16 protein-coding genes and 1 pseudogene are annotated in these 19,418 nt (G+C 64.2%); 10 read left to right on the forward strand and 7 right to left on the reverse strand.

Annotated features, from left to right (window positions below; translation table 11 throughout):
- Nucleotides 1-2: 2 nt before the first annotated feature.
- From lpoB to N5D48_RS07555, 3 genes are read right to left on the reverse strand one after another with little or no spacing between them, the layout of a single operon-like run.
- Nucleotides 3-590, reverse strand: a complete 588-nt coding sequence (gene lpoB, locus N5D48_RS07545; RefSeq protein ID WP_279882762.1) for a penicillin-binding protein activator LpoB — start codon at nucleotides 588-590, stop codon at nucleotides 3-5.
- A 21-nt stretch (nucleotides 591-611) separates the two neighbouring features.
- On the reverse strand, nucleotides 612-980 hold the full coding sequence (locus N5D48_RS07550; protein WP_279882764.1) for a YcfL family protein: 369 nt from the start codon (nucleotides 978-980) through the stop codon (nucleotides 612-614).
- 15 nt (nucleotides 981-995) lie between these two features.
- Entirely contained in the window at nucleotides 996-2,387 is a 1,392-nt protein-coding gene (locus N5D48_RS07555; protein ID WP_279882766.1) for a hypothetical protein, read from the reverse strand.
- 217 nt (nucleotides 2,388-2,604) lie between these two features.
- On the opposite strand from N5D48_RS07555, the gene N5D48_RS07560 reads away from it, so the two are divergent.
- Together N5D48_RS07560 and N5D48_RS07565 are read left to right on the forward strand one after the other, a co-directional pair.
- Nucleotides 2,605-4,536 carry a cytochrome c/FTR1 family iron permease gene (locus N5D48_RS07560; protein WP_279882768.1) on the forward strand — a complete coding sequence of 644 codons (1,932 nt, stop codon included), beginning with the start codon at nucleotides 2,605-2,607 and terminating at the stop codon, nucleotides 4,534-4,536.
- 140 nt (nucleotides 4,537-4,676) lie between these two features.
- Nucleotides 4,677-5,129, forward strand: coding sequence for a YaiI/YqxD family protein (locus N5D48_RS07565; protein WP_279809131.1), 453 nt, complete (start codon nucleotides 4,677-4,679; stop codon nucleotides 5,127-5,129).
- Between the two features lie 114 nt (nucleotides 5,130-5,243).
- Here N5D48_RS07565 and elbB read toward each other — a convergent pair whose 3' ends face one another.
- Nucleotides 5,244-5,912: an isoprenoid biosynthesis glyoxalase ElbB gene (gene elbB / locus N5D48_RS07570; protein WP_279882770.1), complete on the reverse strand. Its 669-nt coding sequence runs from the start codon at nucleotides 5,910-5,912 to the stop codon at nucleotides 5,244-5,246.
- A 113-nt stretch (nucleotides 5,913-6,025) separates the two neighbouring features.
- Here elbB and N5D48_RS07575 point away from each other — a divergent pair.
- Nucleotides 6,026-6,652: pseudogene (locus N5D48_RS07575) on the forward strand (sterol desaturase family protein); the annotation flags it as partial.
- A 501-nt stretch (nucleotides 6,653-7,153) separates the two neighbouring features.
- On the opposite strand, the gene N5D48_RS07580 reads toward N5D48_RS07575, so the two are convergent.
- The gene (locus tag N5D48_RS07580) at nucleotides 7,154-7,798 is read right to left on the reverse strand and encodes a DedA family protein (protein WP_279882772.1); all 645 of its coding nucleotides are present in this window, start codon (nucleotides 7,796-7,798) and stop codon (nucleotides 7,154-7,156) included.
- Between the two features lie 208 nt (nucleotides 7,799-8,006).
- Here N5D48_RS07580 and hemB point away from each other — a divergent pair, with 208 nt between their 5' ends.
- Complete coding sequence (hemB, locus tag N5D48_RS07585; protein WP_279882774.1) at nucleotides 8,007-9,017, forward strand: porphobilinogen synthase; 1,011 nt, start codon at nucleotides 8,007-8,009, stop codon at nucleotides 9,015-9,017.
- Nucleotides 9,018-9,036: 19 nt separating this feature from the next.
- Nucleotides 9,037-11,268, forward strand: coding sequence for a polyphosphate kinase 1 (gene ppk1, locus N5D48_RS07590; protein ID WP_279882776.1), 2,232 nt, complete (start codon nucleotides 9,037-9,039; stop codon nucleotides 11,266-11,268).
- A 125-nt stretch (nucleotides 11,269-11,393) separates the two neighbouring features.
- Here ppk1 and ppx read toward each other — a convergent pair whose 3' ends face one another.
- Nucleotides 11,394-12,896 (reverse strand): exopolyphosphatase, encoded by a 1,503-nt coding sequence (ppx, locus tag N5D48_RS07595; protein WP_279882823.1) that lies wholly within the window; start codon nucleotides 12,894-12,896, stop codon nucleotides 11,394-11,396.
- A 244-nt stretch (nucleotides 12,897-13,140) separates the two neighbouring features.
- Between ppx and trxA the strand changes: the two genes are divergently transcribed.
- From trxA to N5D48_RS07620, 5 genes are all read left to right on the forward strand, one after another.
- Nucleotides 13,141-13,470 (forward strand): thioredoxin TrxA, encoded by a 330-nt coding sequence (trxA, locus tag N5D48_RS07600; RefSeq protein ID WP_279882778.1) that lies wholly within the window; start codon nucleotides 13,141-13,143, stop codon nucleotides 13,468-13,470.
- Nucleotides 13,471-13,779: 309 nt separating this feature from the next.
- A complete protein-coding gene (rho, locus tag N5D48_RS07605) occupies nucleotides 13,780-15,039 on the forward strand; it encodes a transcription termination factor Rho (RefSeq protein ID WP_011536308.1) in 1,260 nt (419 codons plus the stop codon).
- 206 nt (nucleotides 15,040-15,245) lie between these two features.
- A complete protein-coding gene (ubiD, locus tag N5D48_RS07610; RefSeq protein WP_186660587.1) occupies nucleotides 15,246-16,712 on the forward strand; it encodes a 4-hydroxy-3-polyprenylbenzoate decarboxylase in 1,467 nt (488 codons plus the stop codon).
- Nucleotides 16,712-17,680 (forward strand): CDP-6-deoxy-delta-3,4-glucoseen reductase, encoded by a 969-nt coding sequence (locus N5D48_RS07615; RefSeq protein ID WP_279882780.1) that lies wholly within the window; start codon nucleotides 16,712-16,714, stop codon nucleotides 17,678-17,680. Before ubiD ends, N5D48_RS07615 begins: the two co-directional genes overlap by 1 nt.
- Before the next feature lie 308 nt (nucleotides 17,681-17,988).
- The gene (locus N5D48_RS07620) at nucleotides 17,989-18,639 is read left to right on the forward strand and encodes a gamma-glutamylcyclotransferase (RefSeq protein WP_279882782.1); all 651 of its coding nucleotides are present in this window, start codon (nucleotides 17,989-17,991) and stop codon (nucleotides 18,637-18,639) included.
- A gap of 16 nt (nucleotides 18,640-18,655) precedes the next feature.
- On the opposite strand, the gene tcyN is transcribed toward N5D48_RS07620, so the two are convergent.
- Nucleotides 18,656-19,417 carry an L-cystine ABC transporter ATP-binding protein TcyN gene (tcyN, locus tag N5D48_RS07625; protein ID WP_279882784.1) on the reverse strand — a complete coding sequence of 254 codons (762 nt, stop codon included), beginning with the start codon at nucleotides 19,415-19,417 and terminating at the stop codon, nucleotides 18,656-18,658.
- Nucleotide 19,418 lies beyond the last annotated feature (1 nt).

A 19,418-nucleotide genomic window follows, 5' to 3' on the forward strand; every position in this document is an offset into this window, starting at 1 on the left:
GATCAGCGCTCCGTGGTCTTGCGGATTTCTTTTTCGTCCATCCACTCGGCCAGGCCGCTTTCCACGTCGACCAACTGCAGGCTGAACTTGTAGAACACGTCCTTGTAGTCGCTGCTGCGCTTGACGATCGAACTGATCGAGCCTTCCAGACGGTACTTGGCGGCGATCATGTTGCCGGTCTTGGCCACGGTCTGCTTCTTGTACAGGCCGCTCTGGTTCTGCAGCTTGAGCTGGTCGATCTGGCTCTGCATGTCGGTGTTGTCGCTGGCGAAGCGGGCAGCGCCGGACTTCATCAGCTGGGTCTTGATCGAGGTGGTGATCTCGCGGGTATCGATGTACTCGCTGGTCTTGTTCTTCACGTCGTACACCTGCACCACCGGGCGCCCGTGCAGCACACCGGACTGGGCCAGGGAGCGGGTCATGCTCTCGGCGATCATCTGCAGGTCGGTGGAGCCGAACTCGTTGGTCACCAGCTCGACGGCCTTGCTGTCGCCGTAGCTGATGTTCTTGCCGCCGAGGACCGGCGATGGGGTGCTGCAGCCGCTGACCAGGGCGATGGCGACGGCGGCGAGGGAAAGGCGTGCGAACATGGAACGTGCTCCTGAAAGGGGTTACCGGGTGTGGACTTCGAAACGGAAGTCACGGGCAGCAGGGGTCGGGGCGATGGCGGGCAGGATCTTGGCCTGCTTGCCGTACAGCGGCAGGGCTTTCCAGCTCTCCTCGTCGGCCACCGGGAAGCCATCGCTGCCCAGCCAGGCGAAGCGATAGAAGAGGGTCTGGTTGCTGCGGCTGGTGTTGGTCAGCGCCACGCTGACGGTGAGAAAGCCGTTTTCGCGGGCGACGCGCATCTGGCCGACCTCGATGTCATCCAGTTGGCCCATGGTCACCACCTTGCTGGCGGCGCTGCCGGGAGCCGGGGGTGGGGTGGCGCAGCCAGCCAGGAGGGCGATGGCGGCCAGGGCGAGGCATGTTTTGCGCATGTTCGATCCTTGCGGTTACTTGAGGCTGGCGACAGCCTGGGCTGTGGCCTGCGGAGTGACTTCGACGGCCGGGCCGCCAGCGAATACGCGGCTGCCGATCACCCGCAGGCTCACCACCTGGTAGGGGCGATCGACGTTCACCGTGACCTGGGTGCCGCCAAGGTTCGACGGCAGGTTCAGGCGGTGTGCGCCGGACTTGAGGCGAACCCGTGCCACCTGGGTCTGGTCGGGCAGGGTGCGCCAGGTGCGGGTGTCGGCGCCTTCGAGCACGGTGGAGGCCAGGCCTACCACCAGCCCGGCCATCGGGTTGGTCTGGTTCAGGTTCTTTTGCGCCACGCCACGGCTGATGGCGCGCACGCTGGTGCGCAGGATGATGCCCGGCATGTCGTCGCGCAGGGCGCGGCGCGACATGGCGCTGGTGCTGTTGAGCGCGGTCAGGGCCAGGGCCTTGTCGTCGAGGCGGATCTCGCTCAGGGGCGCGGTGGACGTGTCTTCGCGCATGATCGGGAACGACAGCGGGGTGATCACCAGGTTGTCCTGGATCGGTAGCGGGATCGGGATGCGGATCGAATCGCGGGCTGGCGCCAGGCCGCTCTGCACCACGATCAGCACGTCGCTTTCAGCGGCCTTGGCGCTGTCGTGGTCCAGTTCGAGCAATGCCTGCTCCAGCAGCGGCGTGTTCGGCCGCAGCTCGGCGGCCTTGCGGTAGCCTGGGGCGGCCAGGCCTTTCTCGCCGAGGGCCTCGTAGACGAAACCGGACAGGTAGTGACTGAACGCGCTCTGGTAGCTGTTCTTCAGGCCGACCACCTCCGGCGCGTCGAGACTGGCGATTGGATAGCCCTGCAGCTCCTTGTACTCGGTCTTGATGCCTTGCTTCTCGGCCTCCTGCTCGCGCTTGAGGTATTCCTTGTCGCGCAGTTCGGCAATGACCGCCTCGCGCTCGTGGGTCTTCTTGATCTCGGTGCGGGCGCCGTCGAAGTCGTTCTGTGCCAGCAGGTTCAGGGCCATCTGCGTGGTCAGCATGACTTTTTCGTAGTCGTAGCCCTCGTAGCGGCGCACCTTGTCGTTGACCAGGTAGCTGCCGAACTGGCTGAGGTACTTGTCGGTGTCGAGCTTGACCGACTCCTCCCACTGGAACACGACGCTGTCGGCGTGGCGCCAGGCCTCCTGGCTACCCTTGAGGTCGCCCTTGGAGCGCAGCAGCTCACCCTTCTCGAAGTAGTAGAGCAGGTCTTTCTGCTCGCCTTTGTTGTTGCTTTCCAGCAGGGCGAGGGCGGCCTCGACGTTGCCGGTGGCCAGCTGCCGGTTGGTCTCCTGCAGTTCGCTGTCGTAGTTGCGGAAAACCGAGCAACCGGTCAGTTGCACGGCGGCGACCAGGGTCGCGAGGGTCAAGACACGGGATAACATCGGACTACTTCTTTCCCTGAAACAGTTGAGCCGCTTTGGCGGGGCGGGATTATATCCAAAGTAGTAGCGCGGTGATGGCTAATTGATTCGCATTTTTACGTGGGTGCCATCATTCGCGGAAAAAGACGGGTCAATACGTTTTATCAGTCAATTTCGTTGCAGGATTTTTCATGAAATCTGCCCGCCAGCCTTGAGCGATGGAGAGTGGAAGTGAACAATGTTCTCTTTCGTATTCCCGTCGAGACTGGCCATGATTTCCCGTTCCCGTCTGCTTGCCCTGGTACTTGGTCCGGTGTTGGCGCTGTGCAGCTCCCTGACGTTGGCCGAGGCGCCCGCCGATGCGACCAAGGCGTTGCACCTGCTGGACTACATCGGTGCCGACTACCCGCCCACCGTGCGCGACGGCAAGGTGGTGGACGACGGGGAGTACCGCGAACAGCAGGAGTTCAGCGGTGTGCTGGCCGAGCTGATCAAGGGCTTGCCGGAGAACGCCGAGCGTGGAGCGCTGGAGCAGGGCGTGCAGCATCTTCGCCAGGCCATCGACCAGCGCCAGGATGGTGCCGGTGTCGCGCGTCAGGCTCGCCAGTTGGGTGCCCGCCTGGCCGTGGCCTACGAGGTCAGTCAGGCGCCGGTGATCACCCCCGATCCGGCCCGGGGCGCGTCGCTCTATGCGCAGAACTGCTCGATCTGCCACGGCGATACCGGCCTGGGCGATGGCCCCGCCGGCGTGGGCCTGGAGCCGGCACCGGCCAACCTGCGCAGTGCCGAGCGCCTCGACCAGTTGAGCCTGTTCGACCTGTACAACACCCTGGGCCTGGGCATCGAGGGTACCGAGATGCCCTCGTTCGCCGACCAGCTGGACGAGCGCCAGCGCTGGGACGTGGCGGCGTACATCGCCAGTTTCACCGCCGATCCGCAGGCGGCCAAGGGCGACAAGACCTGGAACCTCGCCGACCTGGCCCGCCAGACCCCGGCCGAAGTCGCCGCCAGCGAAGGCCCTGGCGCCGTGGCCGCGTTCCGCGCCCAGCGTGCCCAGCCGCCGCAGGTCAAGCGCGGGCCGGCGCAACTGCTCGAATACACCGCCAGCACCCTGGACAAGAGCCTGGCGGCCTATCGCGCCGGCGACCACGACCAGGCCTACGACCTGTCGGTGGCGGCGTACCTGGAAGGCTTCGAGCTGGTGGAGAGCTCCCTCGACAACATCGACACCCAGGCGCGCAAGGATACCGAGAAATCGCTGATGGCCTACCGTCAGTCGCTGCAGGACGGCCTGCCGGTGGCCCAGGCCGAACAACGCCTGGGCGAAGCCAAGGCGCATCTGGATGAGGCCGCCAAGCTGCTGGGCAGCGATGGCCTGAGCTGGTCGCTGAGCTACATCTCCGGCCTGTTGATCCTGCTTCGCGAAGGGCTCGAAGCAATCCTGGTGCTGGCGGCGATCCTCGCCTTCCTGCGCAATACCGGCCAGCAGTCGGCTGTGCGCAGCGTCAATATCGGCTGGGGCCTGGCGCTGGTCGCCGGTTTCGCCACCTGGGCCCTGGCGGCCTATGTGATCGACGTGGGCGGCGCCCAGCGCGAGTTGCTGGAGGGCTGCACGGCGCTGTTCGCCGCGGTGATGGTGCTGTGGCTGGGCGTGTGGATGCATGATCGGCGCCACGCCGCCGCCTGGCAGGACTACATCAAGCGCAGCCTGGTCAGTGGCGGCGGGCGCTTCGGCTTTGCCTTGCTGGCGTTCTTCTCGGTGTACCGCGAGCTGTTCGAGGTGATCCTGTTCTACGAAACCCTGTGGCTGCAGGCAGGGCCGGCCGGGCACCAGGCGGTGCTGGCCGGTGGCGCCACGGCGCTGGTGCTGCTGGTGGGCCTGGCCTGGGTGATCCTGCGCGGCTCGGCCAAGCTGCCGCTGTCGCTGTTCTTCAGCATCAACGCGGCGCTGCTGTGCGCGCTGTCGGTGGTGTTCGCCGGGCATGGCGTCAAGGCGCTGCAGGAGGCCGGTGTGCTGGGCACGCGGCCGGTGGCGTTCTTCGAGTTCGACTGGCTGGGGATCCATGCCGATGCCTATTCGCTGGGGGCGCAGGCGGTGGCGTTGCTGGCGATCGTGCTCCTGTATGGGCGCAGCTGGCTGGCCGGGAAGCGCAGGGCTGCCGCCAGCTAAGCTCGTGGGCGCGGGAATCGTGGGAGCGGGCTTGTCCCGCGATGACGGCAGGGCTGGCATAATGCACGTCAATCCAGGCCGCATCGCGGGGCAAGCCCGCTCCCACGAGGTTACTGGCCCGTAGTACAGGAACAATCCCAATGCGTATATGGATCGATGCCGACGCCTGCCCCAAGGCGGCCAAGGACCTGATCGTCAAGTTCGCCCTCAAGCGCAAGCTGGAGGTGGTGATGGTCGCCGGCCAGCCACAGATCAAGCCGGCCTTCGCCTGCGTGCGGCTGATCGTGGTGCCCAGTGGCATGGATGCAGCCGACGACTATCTGGTGGAAAACGCCGTGCCGGGCGAGCTGGTGATCTGCAGCGACGTGCCGCTGGCCGACCGCCTGATCAAGAAGGGCGTGGCGGCGCTGGATCCGCGCGGGCGTGAGTTCGACGAGCGCAACATGGGCGAGCGCCTGGCGGTGCGCAACCTGTTCACCGAACTGCGCGAGCAGGGCCAGGTCGGCGGTGGCCAGGCGCCCTATGGCGAGCGCGAGAAGCAGGCGTTCGCCAATGCCCTGGACCGGATCCTGACCCGCTTGTCGAAGGCGTAGCTGCCCGGGCCTGCTGCGCAGGCCATCGCGACACAAGGCCGCTCCTACAGGTTCAGCGCATTTCTGTAGGAGCGGCCTTGTGTCGCGAAAGGGGCGCAAAGCGCCCCCGGGGATCTACTGGTCGTTCTCGTGGGTCAGTTCCAGCACCCGGTCCACCAGCTTGTAGATACCGCCCGCCGCTTCGCTGATGGACTTGGCCTCCATGTACGCTGGGGTCGTCACCAGCTTGCGCTGCACGTCCTCGACGATGTCATGCACATCGCACTCTTCATGGGTACCGCCCATCTTGACCACCGCCGCCGCCGTGCCAGCGTCATTGCCGATGGTGCAGACCACGCCCGGCCCATAGATCTTTGCCGCCAGGGCCGGCGAGATGCAGATCAGGCCGACCGGCTTGCAGGCATCGGCGAATGCCTCGGCCAGGTCCAGCACGTCCGGTTGCACGGTGCAGTTGGCGCCTTCGACGGCGAAGTTGGACAGGTTCTTCGCCGCGCCGAAACCGCCTGGAACGATCAATGCGTCGAAGTCCTCGACCCTGGCTTCACGAATGTCCTTGACCTCGCCCCGGGCAATGCGCGCCGACTCCACCAGGACATTGCGCGATTCGGGCATTTCTTCCCCGGTCAGATGATCAATCACGTGCATCTGCGCGATGTTCGGCGCGAAGCACTGCACCTGGGCGCCACGCTGGTCGAGGCGCAGCAGGGTGATCACGCTCTCGTGGATTTCGGCGCCGTCGTACACGCCGCAACCGGACAGAATCACCGCAACTTTTTTCGTCATGCTCATTACTCCAGTGTCGAGGCGCTAAATGTCCTCTAGTTTGGCAGATGTATCCATGGGATTTGCCTCCCGGGCGGCCTAATCTTCATGGATGACCTTGGAGGTGGCCGTTCATGGACCTGATTCTGCTGGCCGTGCCGTTCTTCTTCGTGCTGATCGCGGTGGAGCTGATCGCCGACCGCGTGCGCGGGCGGCGCAACTATCAGCTCGCCGATTCGATCAACAGCCTCAGCACCGGCGCGCTGTCCACCAGCACCGGTCTGCTGACCAAGGGCGTGGGGCTGGTGACCTACGCGCTGGCCTGGGAACACCTGGCCGTGCTGCGGCTGCCGGCGGACGCCTGGTGGGTGTGGCTGGTCGCCTTCGTGCTCTACGACCTCTGCTATTACTGGCTGCACCGCCTGGGCCACGAGCGCAACGTGCTGTGGGCGGCGCATTCGGTGCATCACCAGAGCGAGGAGTACAACCTCACCACCGCGCTGCGCCAGACCAGCAGCGGCTTCATCTTCTCGTGGATTTTCTACCTGCCGCTGGCGCTGCTGGGCGTGCCACCGCTGGTGTTCATCACCGTGGCATCGCTGAACCTGCTGTACCAGTTCTGGGTGCACACCCGCCATGTGCCCAAGCTGGGCTGGCTCGAGTGGCTCTTCATCACGCCGTCCAACCATCGTGTCCACCATGCGCAGAATCCTCTGTACTTGGATCGCAACTACGGTGGCGTGTTCATAATCTGGGACCGGCTGTTCGGCACCTTCCAGGAAGAGGACGAACGCGAGCCGGTGATCTTCGGCGTGACCACGCCCCTGGCCAGCTGGAACCCGTTGTGGGCCAACGTGCAGTTCTACGCCCAGCTCTGGCATGACGCCCGGCGCGCCGGCAGCTGGTGGGACAAGCTGCGCATCTGGTTCATGCCCACCGGCTGGCGTCCGGCGGACGTGGCGGCGGCTTATCCACAGCCCAAGCAGGACCTGGGTGCGTTTTGCAAGTTCGCCATCCCGCTGGGCGGCGCGCAGCAGCTCTACGTGACGGCGCAGTTCGCGGTCTATGTGGCGCTGGGCAGTTATCTGATGGAGGTGGCGGAGCGGGTACCGGCCACGGCGCTGGTGCTGGGCTGGGCGGTGATGGCGTTCGGCCTGTTCGTGCTCGGTGCCATGCTGGAGAACCGGCCCTGGGCGGGGCGGCTGGAACAGCTGCGGTTACTGCTCAATGCGCCGGCTCTCTACCTGGCCGGCGCGTTCGGATTAGCGTTGGTCACGCCGTTGTTCTGGCTGCTGCTCGTGGTCTACAGCCTGCTCAGCCTCGGTGGCCTGGCTCTCTGCCGCCGCGCGGCGCTCGGCGCGGCTGTTGCGAAAGCGCCGGCGCAGCCAGAGCAGCAGGCCCAGCACCAGCAGGCCGCCGAGCACCCATAGCTCGTACTTCTTGATGCTGCCGAGCATGCCTTCGAGGATGGCGCCGAAGTGGTAGGCCGCCAGGCCCAGGGCCAGGGCCCAGACCGCGGCGCCGATGCCGTTGAGCAACAGGTAGCGGCGCGGCGGATAGCCCGACAGGCCGATGGCCACCGGCATCACCGTGCGCAGGCCGTAGACGAAGCGGAAGCTCAGCACCCAGATGTCCGGATGGCGGCGGATGTGTTCCAGCGCCCGGTCGCCCATGGCCTGCCAGCGCGGCTTGCGGGCAAGGATCTTGCGCCCGTGGCGGCGCCCCATGAAGTACCACAGCTGGTCACCGGCATAGCTGCCGCAGAAGGCCACCAGGACCACCAGCTTGATATCCATGTATTCGCGAAACGCAAGAAACCCCGCGAGTACCAGGATGGTCTCGCCTTCGAAGAACGTGCCGAGAAAAAGGGCAAAGTAGCCGAAATCGTTCAGGAATTGTTGAAGCATTTTCAGGCGTGCTGGCGAAATGAACGCGCAGCCTACCCCTTCGGGCGCGATCGGGAAAGTGTCCTAATGCGTCTCGACGTGAAGATCCCCTGCACGGACAATGACTGCGGCCACAAGTCGCAGGGTTGCCCTTAGGTGTAACACAGGCGTCATAATGGCCGCTTATAACTGTCGCGCTAGCCCGCCTGCGCGGGCTCAGGAGTCTGCCGTGAGCTTTACCCCCGCCAATCGTCTGTTTCCTGCCACTCGTCTGCGTCGCAACCGTCGGGACGAATTTTCCCGTCGCCTGGTTCGCGAAAACACCCTGACCGTCGATGACCTCATTCTTCCGGTATTCGTGCTGGACGGCGAGGGTCGTCGCGAGGAAGTGCCGTCCATGCCAGGTGTCGAACGCCTGTCGATCGACTTGCTGCTGGAGGCCGCACAGGGCTGGGTGGAGTTGGGTATTCCAGCGCTGGCGCTGTTCCCGGTGACCCCAACCGAGAAGAAATCCCTCGACGGCGCCGAAGCCTGGAACCCGGACGGCATCGCCCAGCGCGCCACCCGCGCCCTGCGTGCCCGCTTCCCGGAGCTGGGGGTGATCACCGATGTGGCCCTGGACCCGTTCACCACCCATGGTCAGGACGGCATCCTCGATGAAGAGGGCTACGTGCAGAACGACATCACCGTCGAGGCCCTGGTGCGTCAGGCGCTGTCCCACGCCGAGGCCGGCGCCCAGGTGGTGGCCCCGTCGGACATGATGGACGGCCGGCTCGGCGCGATCCGTCAGGCCCTGGAAGAGGCCGGCTACGTCAACGTGCGCATCATGGCCTACTCGGCCAAGTACGCCAGCGCCTACTACGGTCCGTTCCGCGACGCGGTCGGCTCGGCGCTGAACCTGGGCAAGGCCAACAAGGCTTCCTACCAGATGGACCCGGCCAACAGCGACGAGGCCCTGCACGAAGTGGCCACGGACCTGGCCGAAGGCGCCGACATGGTCATGGTCAAGCCGGGCATGCCGTACCTGGACATCGTTCACCGCGTGAAGGCCGAGTTCAAGGTGCCGACCTTCGCCTACCAGGTGAGCGGCGAGTACGCCATGCACATGGCAGCGATCCAGAACGGCTGGCTCGGCGAGGCCGTGATCCTCGAATCCCTCACCGCATTCAAACGGGCAGGCGCCGATGGCATCCTGACCTATTTCGCCGTGCGTGCCGCTCAATTGATGAGAGGGCAGTAACGCTCTCCAGGAACGTCAGATGAACAACGAAGAGCTCAACCCTGTCGCTATCAAGGAAGTCCAGGCCGTGCCCGAAGAGATGCTGCAGACCCCGCCTGATCTGCCGGCGCCCCCCGAGCCGGTGGCGGAAGCCGCCGCGCCCGCTCCGGCCCCGGCCCCGGCGATCGCCGTGCCAAGCCTGGACGACAGCAGCCTGTACATTCATCGCGAGCTGTCGCAGCTGCAGTTCAACATCCGCGTGCTGGAGCAGGCGCTGGACGAGTCCTACCCGCTGCTCGAGCGCCTGAAGTTCCTGCTGATCTTTTCCAGCAACCTGGACGAGTTCTTCGAGATCCGCGTGGCCGGCCTGAAGAAACAGATCAATTTCGCCCGTGAGCAGGCTGGCGCCGACGGTCTGCAGCCGCACCAGGCGCTGGCGCGCATCAGCGAGCTGGTGCACAGCGAGGTGGATCGTCAGTACGCGATTCTCAACGACGTGCTGCTGCCTGAGCTGGAGAAGCACGCCATCCGCTTCATCCGCCGTCGCTACTGGACGCCCAAGCTCAAGACCTGGGTGCGTCGATTCTTCCGCGACGAGATCGCCCCGATCATCACCCCGATCGGCCTCGACCCGACTCACCCGTTCCCGCTGCTGGTGAACAAGAGCCTCAACTTCATCGTCGAGCTCGAAGGTGTCGATGCCTTCGGCCGCGACTCTGGCCTGGCGATCATCCCGGCGCCACGCCTGCTGCCACGGGTGATCCGTGTGCCGGAGGAGGTCGGTGGCCCGGGCGACAACTACGTGTTCCTGTCGTCGATGATCCACGCCCACGCCGATGACCTGTTCCAGGGCATGAAGGTCAAAGGCTGCTATCAGTTCCGCCTGACCCGCAACGCCGACCTGGCGCTGGACTCCGAGGAAGTCGACGACCTTGCCCGCGCCCTGCGGGGTGAACTGTTCTCGCGGCGCTATGGCGATGCCGTGCGCCTCGAGGTGGCCGACACCTGCCCGAAACATCTGTCGGACTACCTGCTCAAGCAGTTCAGCCTGAGCGAGAGCGAGCTGTACCAGGTCAACGGCCCGGTCAACCTGACCCGCCTGTTCAGCATCACCGGCCTCGACAGCCACCCGGAGCTGCAGTACACACCGTTCACCCCGGCGATCCCCAAGCTGCTGCAGAACGCCGACAACATCTTCAGCGTGATCGGCAAGCAGGATGTGCTGCTGATGCACCCGTTCGAGTCGTTCACCCCGGTGATCGACCTGCTGCGCCAGGCCGCTAAGGATCCGCACGTGCTCGCCGTGCGCCAGACCCTGTACCGCTCCGGGGCCAACTCGGAGATCGTCGACGCCCTGGTGGACGCGGCGCGTAACGGCAAGGAGGTCACCGCGGTGATCGAGCTGCGCGCGCGCTTCGACGAAGAGTCCAACCTGCAGATGGCCAGCCGCCTGCAGGCTGCCGGCGCGGTGGTGATCTACGGCGTGGTGGGCTTCAAGACCCACGCCAAGATGATGCTGATCCTGCGTCGCGAGCAGGGCGAGATCGTCCGCTACGCGCACCTGGGCACCGGCAACTACCACGCCGGCAACGCCCGCCTCTACACCGACTACAGCCTGCTGACCTCCGACGACGCCCTCACCGAGGACGTCGGCAAGCTGTTCAGCCAGCTGATCGGCATGGGCAAGACCCTGCGCATGAAGAAGCTGCTGCACGCGCCCTTCACCCTGAAGAAAGGCATGCTCGACATGATCGCCCGGGAGACCCAGTTCGCCCTGGAAGGCAAGCCGGCGCACATCATCGCCAAGTTCAACTCGCTGACCGACGCCAAGATCATCAAGGCGCTGTACAAGGCCAGCCAGTCGGGCGTGCGCATCGACCTGGTGGTGCGCGGCATGTGCTGCCTGCGCCCGGGCATTGCGGGGGTGTCGCACAATATCCACGTGCGCTCGATCATCGGTCGCTTCCTCGAGCACACCCGGGTGTTCTACTTCCTCAATGGCGGCGAGGAGCAGATCTACCTGTCCAGCGCCGACTGGATGGAGCGCAACCTCGACAAGCGCGTCGAGACCTGCTTCCCGGTGGAGGGCAAGAAGCTGCTGCTGCGGGTGAAGAAGGAACTGGAGCTGTACCTGACCGACAACACCCAGGCCTGGACCCTGCAGCCGGACGGGCGCTACGTGCGCAGCACGCCGACCGGCAACCAGAACCCGCGCAGTGCCCAGGCGACGCTGCTTGAGCGGCTGAGCAATCCGGTGCTGAACGTTCGCTAGTACCGACATGGGGGGCCGCTTTGCGGCCCTTTCGCGACACAAGGCCGCTCCTACAGGCGATCGCGATTCCCTGTAGGAGCGGCCCTGTGTCGCGAAAGGGGCGCAAAGCGCCCCCCCTTTGGTCTTTAGCGCACGCTCAGCACAAACCCAACCCGCGCCAGCCACTCCGCCTCGTTGGCGAAGTCGGCCTGGGTCAGCTGGTTCTGTTCCAGCCAGCCTTCGGGGAATACGACCTCCAGGCTGTTGTCGCCCGCCTGCAGCACCACTTTCGGCATCTGCTGGGTGCCACGGATGTGGTGGAACAGGATGGCGAAGCGCAGCAGCACGCACAGGCGCAGCAGCTTGATGCCTTCATCGCCGAGTTCGTTGAACTTGTCCTTGGGGATGTTGCGGCGATGGCCGCGCACCAGCAGCGCCATCATCTGCTGATCTTCGCGAGAGAAGCCGGACAGGTCGGAGTGCTCGATCAGGTAGGCGCCGTGCTTGTGATAATGGTAATGAGCGATATCCAGGCCGATTTCATGGATTTTCGCCGCCCAGCCCAGCAGATCGCGCCAGTTTCCCTCTTCCAGGCCCCATGCCTTGGCTACTTGGTCGAAGGCATGCAAGGCCTTGCGCTCCACGCGCGCTGCCTGGCCCTGGTCGACGTGGTAACGCTCCATCAGCGAGTTGAGGGTGCGTTCGCGCACGTCTTCATGGTGGTGGCGACCCAGCAGGTCGAACAGCACGCCCTCGCGCAGGGCGCCGTCGCAATGCTCCATGCGCTGCAACTCCAGCGCGTCGAAGATCGCCTCGAGGATAGCCAGGCCCGCCGGGAAGATGGTCCGGCGATCGGGCTTGACCCCTTCGAAGTCGATCTTGTCGGTGTCCCCGAGCTTGAACAGCTTGCGCTTGACCCACGCCAGGCCCTCGGCGTTGACCTCGCCATTGCCCAGCCCGCCAGACTTGATCGCCGCACCGATGGCGCGGATGGTCCCGGACGAACCGATGGCCTCGTCCCAGGTCAGGCGGTGCAGGGCGTTCTCGATGCTCATCAGTTCCAGGCGCGCGGCGGTGTAGGCCTGGGCGTAGCGCGCCGGGGTGATCTTGCCGTCGCGGAAGTAGCGCTGGGTGAAGCTGACGCAGCCCATCTGCAGGCTTTCGCGCAGCAGCGGCTCGAAGCGCTGGCCGATGATGAACTCGGTGCTGCCACCACCGATGTCGGCGACCAGGCGCTTGCCGGGGGTGTCGGCCAGGGTGTGGGACACGCCCAGGTAGATCAGGCGCGCCTCTTCACGGCCGGAGATGACCTCCACCGGGTGGCCGAGAATGGCCTCGGCGCGCTGGATGAACTCGTTGCGGTTGCGGGCCTCGCGCAGGGCGTTGGTGCCGACGATGCGCACCGAGCCCTGCGGCATGCCGTTGATCAGCTGGGCGAAGCGCTTGAGGCATTCGAGCCCGCGCTGAATGGCTTCTTCGCTGAGCTTGCGTTCGTCGTCTATGCCGGCAGCCAGCTGAACCTTCTCGCCAAGCCTTTCAAGAATGCGGATTTCCGTATGATGGGCCTTGGCCACGACCATGTGGAAGCTGTTGGAGCCTAGGTCGATGGCGGCGATCAGAGACAGGTTCTTCGCGGTGGTATGCGGCATGATCTGGAGGTTCTCGGTCGTTAACCCGGCAATCGTGCCACGATCGCGGCCATACGCCAACGCGCGGCACTGCGCGGCTTGATGCATGGCAATGTCATAGCAATGTTATGACCGCGACATGACGGTTTCGATTCGCGGTGTCTTGCACAACTATAGTTACACTCAATCGTCCGTGGCTTCCTGTCGCGCCTGGGTGCGGCTATGATGGGCAACGTTTTTTTGTGCTTACGACCTGGAGATATCCATGAGCAGCGATCTTATCAAACATGTCACCGACGCCAGCTTCGAAGCCGACGTACTGAAGGCCGAAGGCGCGGTGCTGGTCGACTACTGGGCTGAATGGTGCGGCCCATGCAAGATGATCGCGCCGGTACTGGACGACATCGCCGCTGAATACCAAGGCAAGGTGACCATCGCCAAGCTGAACATCGACGAAAACCAGGAAACCCCGGCCAAGCACGGCGTGCGTGGTATCCCGACCCTGATGCTGTTCAAGAACGGCAACGTCGAGGCCACCAAGGTCGGCGCACTGTCCAAGTCGCAGCTCAAGGCGTTCCTCGACGCCAGCCTGTGATTTGATGAAGCCCCGCAGATGCGGGGCTTTTCTTTATCTGTCGTAGGTATTTTCCGTGAGGGCCGGCGAGCCCCGCTATCGTGCCCATCCAGACGGATGGCCCCGGAAAACGGTGGCCAAAACCACTAGACGTCGAAAAAAGCAAGTGTTACATTCGGCCTCGCACTGCTTCTCCAGTGCCCTCTGCACGCCGTCGCCGAAGCATCCCTAATTCGAATCAGTACGCGATCCTGTCGCCATCTTGCGGCGCGGCCTCATTAAGCCAACGCTTAATTTCTCCCTTCCTTACATGATTACGTCACTCCCCTTATGAACCTGACAGAACTCAAGCAAAAGCCGATTACCGATCTTTTGGAAATGGCCGAACAGATGGGCATCGAAAACATGGCCCGTTCGCGCAAACAGGACGTGATTTTCGCCCTGCTGAAAAAGCATGCGAAAAGCGGCGAAGAGATCTCGGGTGACGGCGTGCTGGAGATTCTCCAGGATGGTTTCGGTTTCCTGCGTTCGGCGGATGCCTCTTACCTGGCCGGCCCTGACGACATCTACGTTTCGCCCAGCCAGATCCGTCGCTTCAACCTGCGCACCGGCGACACCATCGTCGGCAAGATCCGTCCACCGAAGGAAGGCGAGCGTTACTTCGCCCTGCTGAAGGTCGATACCATCAACTTCGACCGTCCGGAAAACGCGAAGAACAAGATTCTCTTCGAAAACCTGACGCCGCTGTTCCCCAACAAGCGCCTGAAGATGGAAGCCGGCAACGGTTCCACCGAAGACCTCACCGGTCGTGTCATCGACCTGTGCGCCCCGATCGGCAAAGGCCAGCGCGGCCTGATCGTCGCCCCGCCGAAAGCGGGCAAGACCATCATGCTGCAGAACATCGCGGCCAACATCACCCGTAACAACCCCGAGTGCCACCTGATCGTCCTGCTGATCGACGAGCGCCCGGAAGAAGTGACCGAGATGCAGCGCACCGTGCGCGGCGAAGTGGTCGCCTCGACCTTCGACGAGCCGCCGACCCGCCACGTGCAGGTTGCCGAGATGGTCATCGAGAAGGCCAAGCGCCTGGTCGAGCACAAGAAGGACGTGGTCATCCTGCTCGACTCGATCACCCGTCTGGCCCGTGCCTACAACACCGTGATCCCGAGCTCCGGCAAGGTGCTGACCGGTGGTGTCGACGCCCACGCCCTGGAGAAGCCGAAGCGTTTCTTCGGTGCCGCGCGTAACATCGAGGAAGGCGGTTCGCTGACCATCATCGCCACCGCGCTGGTCGAGACCGGCTCGAAGATGGACGAAGTGATCTACGAAGAGTTCAAGGGTACCGGCAACATGGAGCTGCCGCTGGACCGTCGCATCGCCGAGAAGCGCGTGTTCCCGGCCATCAACATCAACAAGTCCGGTACTCGCCGCGAAGAGCTGCTGACCGCCGACGACGAACTGCAGCGCATGTGGATCCTGCGCAAGCTGCTGCACCCGATGGACGAGATCGCCGCCATCGAGTTCCTGGTCGACAAGCTCAAGCAGACCAAGACCAACGATGAGTTCTTCCTGTCGATGAAGCGCAAGTAAGCGTTTCAGACTGGAACCGAATGGGGCTGCTGCGCAGCCCATCGCGACACAAGGCCGCTCCTACAGGATTATCCATCCCCCTGTAGGAGCGGCCTTGTGTCGCGATGGGTCGCGAAGCGGCCCCTTTTCATTTTTGCCCCCAAACCAGGTGTGAACGGCGCTACACTCTGCACCCCCGACCGATACGCCCAACATGAGGCCCTTGCATGCAGTATCGCGACTTGCGCGACTTCATCCGTGGCCTGGAACAGCGCGGTGAACTCAAGCGCATCCAGGTTCCCATCTCCCCTGTCCTGGAAATGACCGAAGTCTGCGACCGCACCCTGCGCGCCAAGGGCCCGGCGTTGCTGTTCGAAAAGCCCACCGGCTTCGACATCCCAGTGCTGGGCAACCTGTTCGGCACCCCCGAGCGCGTGGCCATGGGCATGGGCGCCGAATCGACCGAGGAACTGCGCGAGATCGGCAAGCTGCTGGCGTTCCTCAAGGAGCCTGAGCCGCCGAAGGGCCTGAAGGACGCCTGGTCGAAACTGCCGATCTTCAAGAAGGTCGTGTCCATGGCGCCGAAGGTGGTCAAGGACGCGGTGTGCCAGGAAATCGTGGTCGAAGGCGACGACGTCGACCTGGGCCAGTTGCCGATCCAGCACTGTTGGCCGGGCGACGTGGCGCCGCTGATCACCTGGGGCCTGACCGTGACTCGCGGGCCGAACAAGGACCGCCAGAACCTGGGTATCTACCGCCAGCAGGTGATCGGCCGCAACAAGGTGATCATGCGCTGGCTGAGCCATCGCGGTGGGGCGCTGGACTACCGCGAATGGTGTGAAAAGCACCCAGGCCAACCATTCCCCGTGGCCGTTGCCCTCGGTGCGGACCCCGCGACCATTCTCGGCGCGGTGACGCCGGTTCCAGACACCTTGTCCGAATACGCTTTCGCCGGTCTGTTGCGCGGCAACCGTACCGAACTGGTCAAATGCCGTGGCAACGACCTGCAGGTGCCGGCTACCGCCGAGATCATCCTCGAAGGCGTGATCCACCCCGGCGAGATGGCCCCGGAAGGCCCTTACGGCGACCACACGGGTTACTACAACGAGGTGGACAGCTTCCCGGTATTCACCGTCGAGCGCATCACCCACCGGCAGAAACCGATCTACCACAGCACCTACACCGGTCGACCACCGGATGAACCCGCGATCCTCGGCGTGGCGCTGAACGAAGTGTTCGTGCCGATCCTGCAGAAGCAGTTCCCCGAGATCACCGACTTCTACCTGCCGCCCGAGGGCTGCTCGTACCGCATGGCGGTGGTGACCATGAAGAAGCAGTACCCAGGCCACGCCAAGCGCGTCATGCTGGGTGTGTGGTCGTTCCTGCGACAGTTCATGTACACCAAGTTCGTTATCGTCACCGACGACGACATCAACGCCCGTGACTGGAACGATGTGATCTGGGCCATCACCACGCGCATGGACCCCAAGCGTGATACGGTGATGATCGACAACACCCCGATCGACTACCTCGACTTCGCGTCGCCGGTGTCGGGCCTGGGGTCGAAGATGGGCCTGGACGCCACCCACAAGTGGCCAGGCGAGACTACACGCGAATGGGGCCGGGTCATCGTCAAGGACGAGGCCGTCACCCGCCGTATCGATGAGTTGTGGGATCAGTTGGGAATAGATTGATGCAGGTAACCTTGCAGCCTTCCGGGGCGGTACTGGCGGTCGAACCGGGTGAAAGGATTCTGGATGCGGCGCGGCGCCTGGGCTACGACTGCCCAAGCAGCTGCCGCAACGGCAACTGCCATGTGTGTGCCGCGCTGCTGGTGGAAGGCAGTGTTCGCCAGGAAGGCCAAGTCCGCGATCACGGTGAACTGTTCACCTGCATCGCCGAGCCGCTGGAGGACTGCGTGTTGCTGTGGGATGGTGTGCTGGCCCTGGGCGAGCTGCCGGTGCGCAAGCTGGCCTGTACCGTGAGCGAATGCGTCGAGGTCGGTGGCGACGTCTGGCGCGTGCGCCTGCGCGCGCCAGCCGGCAAGCCGCCGCGCTACCACGCGGGGCAGTACCTGATGATCGAGCGCGAGGGCATGGACAAGGCGGCCTTCTCCCTCGCCTCGGCGCCCCACGGTGGTCGTGACCTGGAGCTGCATGTGCTGGCCCGGGAAAGCAGCGCCGTGCAGTTGATCGAGCAACTGCGGCGCAGTGGCCTGGCGCGTATCGAACTGCCGTTCGGCGACGCCCACTTGGCGGAGCTGCCCGACGGCCCGCTGGTGCTGATCGCCGCTGGCACCGGCATGGGCCAGATGCACAGCTTGCTCGAACACTGCCGTGCGCAGGGCTTCAAGCATCCGGTGCACCTGTATTGGGGGGTGCGCCGGCCCGAGGATTTCTATGAGATCGAGCACTGGGACGAGTGGGAGCGCCTGCCCAACCTGTTCCTGCACAAGGTGGTCAGCGACCTCTGCGGCTGGGAAGGGCGCTGTGGCCTGTTGCACGAGGCGGTTTGCGAGGACATCAGCGACCTGAACCAGGTGCACGTCTACGCCAGCGGCTCGCCGAACATGGTCTACGCCACCCTCGATGCGTTGGTCGAGGCCGGCATGGATGCCCACCGCATGCGCGCCGATGTCTTTGCATACGCGCCGCGGGGTTAATAACCGAAGTTTTTCCTGTTGATTATATGGCGTGCATTGTTGCCGATAGGGTTAATAACTTTCGCTATACTCGAAACATTACTTCCCGTTCGGCGGAAGATTGCATGAAATTATCTGTTCGGGCTTGAGCCAGAAGTGCGTTCTCCCTTACGTTAGGCGCCAGGGCCTTCGCGGGTAAACCCGCTCCCACAGGTCCTGCAGTGCCTCTGTGGGAGCGGGGTTACCCGCGAAAGCGACAGCCAAGCCTCTGCAGTAACAGCAGTGCAACGCGTAACTTCGTAGTCCACAGGACATATTGGCGGCAGCTCATGTCGACACTTGAAAGTTCATCCTGGCAAGTCTCCTATCCGCCGTCGCTCGACTTCGGTCAACAACTCACCCCCGAACAATTGCAGCGCTCGATGCGCGAGACCATGTCCCAGCACGAGGGTGGCCCAGTCTGGTTGTTCGCCTACGGCTCGCTGATCTGGCGCCCTGAATGCAGCTCGGTCGAACGCCAAAGGGCCCGGGTACATGGCTATCACCGTGGCCTGTACCTGTGGTCCCACGAACACCGCGGTACCCCGGAGTGCCCGGGGCTGGTATTCGGCCTGGACCGCGGTGGTTCCTGCAGTGGGTTCGCCTACCGCCTCGATGAAAGCAACCTGGACGACTCACTGATGGCCCTGTGGCAACGCGAGATGCCATACCCAGCCTACCGTCCGCACTGGCTGAGCTGTCGCCTGAGCGACGGCAGCAAGGTGCAGGCCTTGGGCTTCGTGTTGGAGCGGCACCTGCCGTGCTATGCCGGCAACTTGCCGGACACCTTGCTCAGCCAGATCCTCGCCAGCGCCAAGGGGCGCTATGGCACGACGCGCGAGTACGTGGAACAGACCCTCAATGCCCTGCGCAGCCACCAGATGCCGGATCGCAGCCTGGAGGCGCGCTTTCGGCGCTGCCACAACTTGCGCGAGGTGTGAGCCCCGCGCAACCGGCTCACTCCTGGGCGGCGGCAGTGCCAAGGAACTTGCGCAGGAACTGGCGGGTGCGCTCTTCCCTCGGGTTGGCGAACAGCGCCTTGGCCTCGCCCTGTTCGACGATCACACCCTTGTCGAAGAAGATCACTCGGTTGGCCACGTCGCGGGCGAAGCTCATTTCGTGGGTGACGATGATCATCGTGCGCTTTTCCTCGGCCAGGCCGCGGATGGTCTCCAGCACTTCACCCACCAGTTCGGGGTCGAGCGCCGAAGTGGGCTCGTCGAACAGAATCACCTCAGGCTCCATGGCCAGGGCGCGGGCGATCGCCACCCGCTGCTGCTGGCCACCGGACAGGCGCCGTGGGTAGGCGTCTTCCTTGCCCGCCAGGCCGACCTTGGCCAGCAGGCGCTTGCCCAGCTCGATGGCCTTGTCCCGAGGCGTCTTCTTGACGATCACCGGCCCTTCGATGACGTTCTCCAAGGCTGTGCGATGGGGGAACAGGTTGAAATTCTGGAACACGAACCCGGCCTGCTGGCGCAAGCGACGGATCGCACTCTGCTGACCGCCCAGGGGGCGGTTGGCGTCGATGCTGATGTCGCCGATCTGGATGCGCCCGGCGTCGGGCGTTTCCAGCAGGTTCAGGCAGCGCAGGAAGGTGGTCTTGCCCGAGCCGCTCGGGCCGATGATGGCCACCACTTCGCCGGGCTGCACGGTCAGGTCGATGCCGTTGAGCACGGTATGGCCCTTGAACCGTTTGGTCAGGCCTTCTACGACGATCATC

It is taken from the genome of Pseudomonas sp. GD03858 (genome assembly GCF_029840925.1).
Classification (GTDB): Bacteria; Pseudomonadota; Gammaproteobacteria; order Pseudomonadales; family Pseudomonadaceae; genus Aquipseudomonas.

Bases quoted from the DNA above. Each gene is read 5' to 3' on its own strand.
- lpoB (WP_279882762.1), bottom strand. From the start codon at position 590: ATGTTCGCACGCCTTTCCCTCGCCGCCGTCGCCATCGCCCTGGTCAGC.
- N5D48_RS07615 (WP_279882780.1), top strand. From the start codon at position 16,712: ATGCAGGTAACCTTGCAGCCTTCCGGGGCGGTACTGGCGGTCGAACCG.
- ppk1 (WP_279882776.1), top strand. From the start codon at position 9,037: ATGAACAACGAAGAGCTCAACCCTGTCGCTATCAAGGAAGTCCAGGCC.
- ppx (WP_279882823.1), bottom strand. From the start codon at position 12,896: ATGCCGCATACCACCGCGAAGAACCTGTCTCTGATCGCCGCCATCGAC.
- N5D48_RS07550 (WP_279882764.1), bottom strand. From the start codon at position 980: ATGCGCAAAACATGCCTCGCCCTGGCCGCCATCGCCCTCCTGGCTGGC.
- tcyN (WP_279882784.1), bottom strand. From the start codon at position 19,417: ATGATCGTCGTAGAAGGCCTGACCAAACGGTTCAAGGGCCATACCGTG.
- elbB (WP_279882770.1), bottom strand. From the start codon at position 5,912: ATGACGAAAAAAGTTGCGGTGATTCTGTCCGGTTGCGGCGTGTACGAC.
- N5D48_RS07580 (WP_279882772.1), bottom strand. From the start codon at position 7,798: ATGCTTCAACAATTCCTGAACGATTTCGGCTACTTTGCCCTTTTTCTC.
- trxA (WP_279882778.1), top strand. From the start codon at position 13,141: ATGAGCAGCGATCTTATCAAACATGTCACCGACGCCAGCTTCGAAGCC.
- N5D48_RS07555 (WP_279882766.1), bottom strand. From the start codon at position 2,387: ATGTTATCCCGTGTCTTGACCCTCGCGACCCTGGTCGCCGCCGTGCAA.
- N5D48_RS07620 (WP_279882782.1), top strand. From the start codon at position 17,989: ATGTCGACACTTGAAAGTTCATCCTGGCAAGTCTCCTATCCGCCGTCG.
- rho (WP_011536308.1), top strand. From the start codon at position 13,780: ATGAACCTGACAGAACTCAAGCAAAAGCCGATTACCGATCTTTTGGAA.
- N5D48_RS07560 (WP_279882768.1), top strand. From the start codon at position 2,605: ATGTTCTCTTTCGTATTCCCGTCGAGACTGGCCATGATTTCCCGTTCC.
- N5D48_RS07565 (WP_279809131.1), top strand. From the start codon at position 4,677: ATGCGTATATGGATCGATGCCGACGCCTGCCCCAAGGCGGCCAAGGAC.
- ubiD (WP_186660587.1), top strand. From the start codon at position 15,246: ATGCAGTATCGCGACTTGCGCGACTTCATCCGTGGCCTGGAACAGCGC.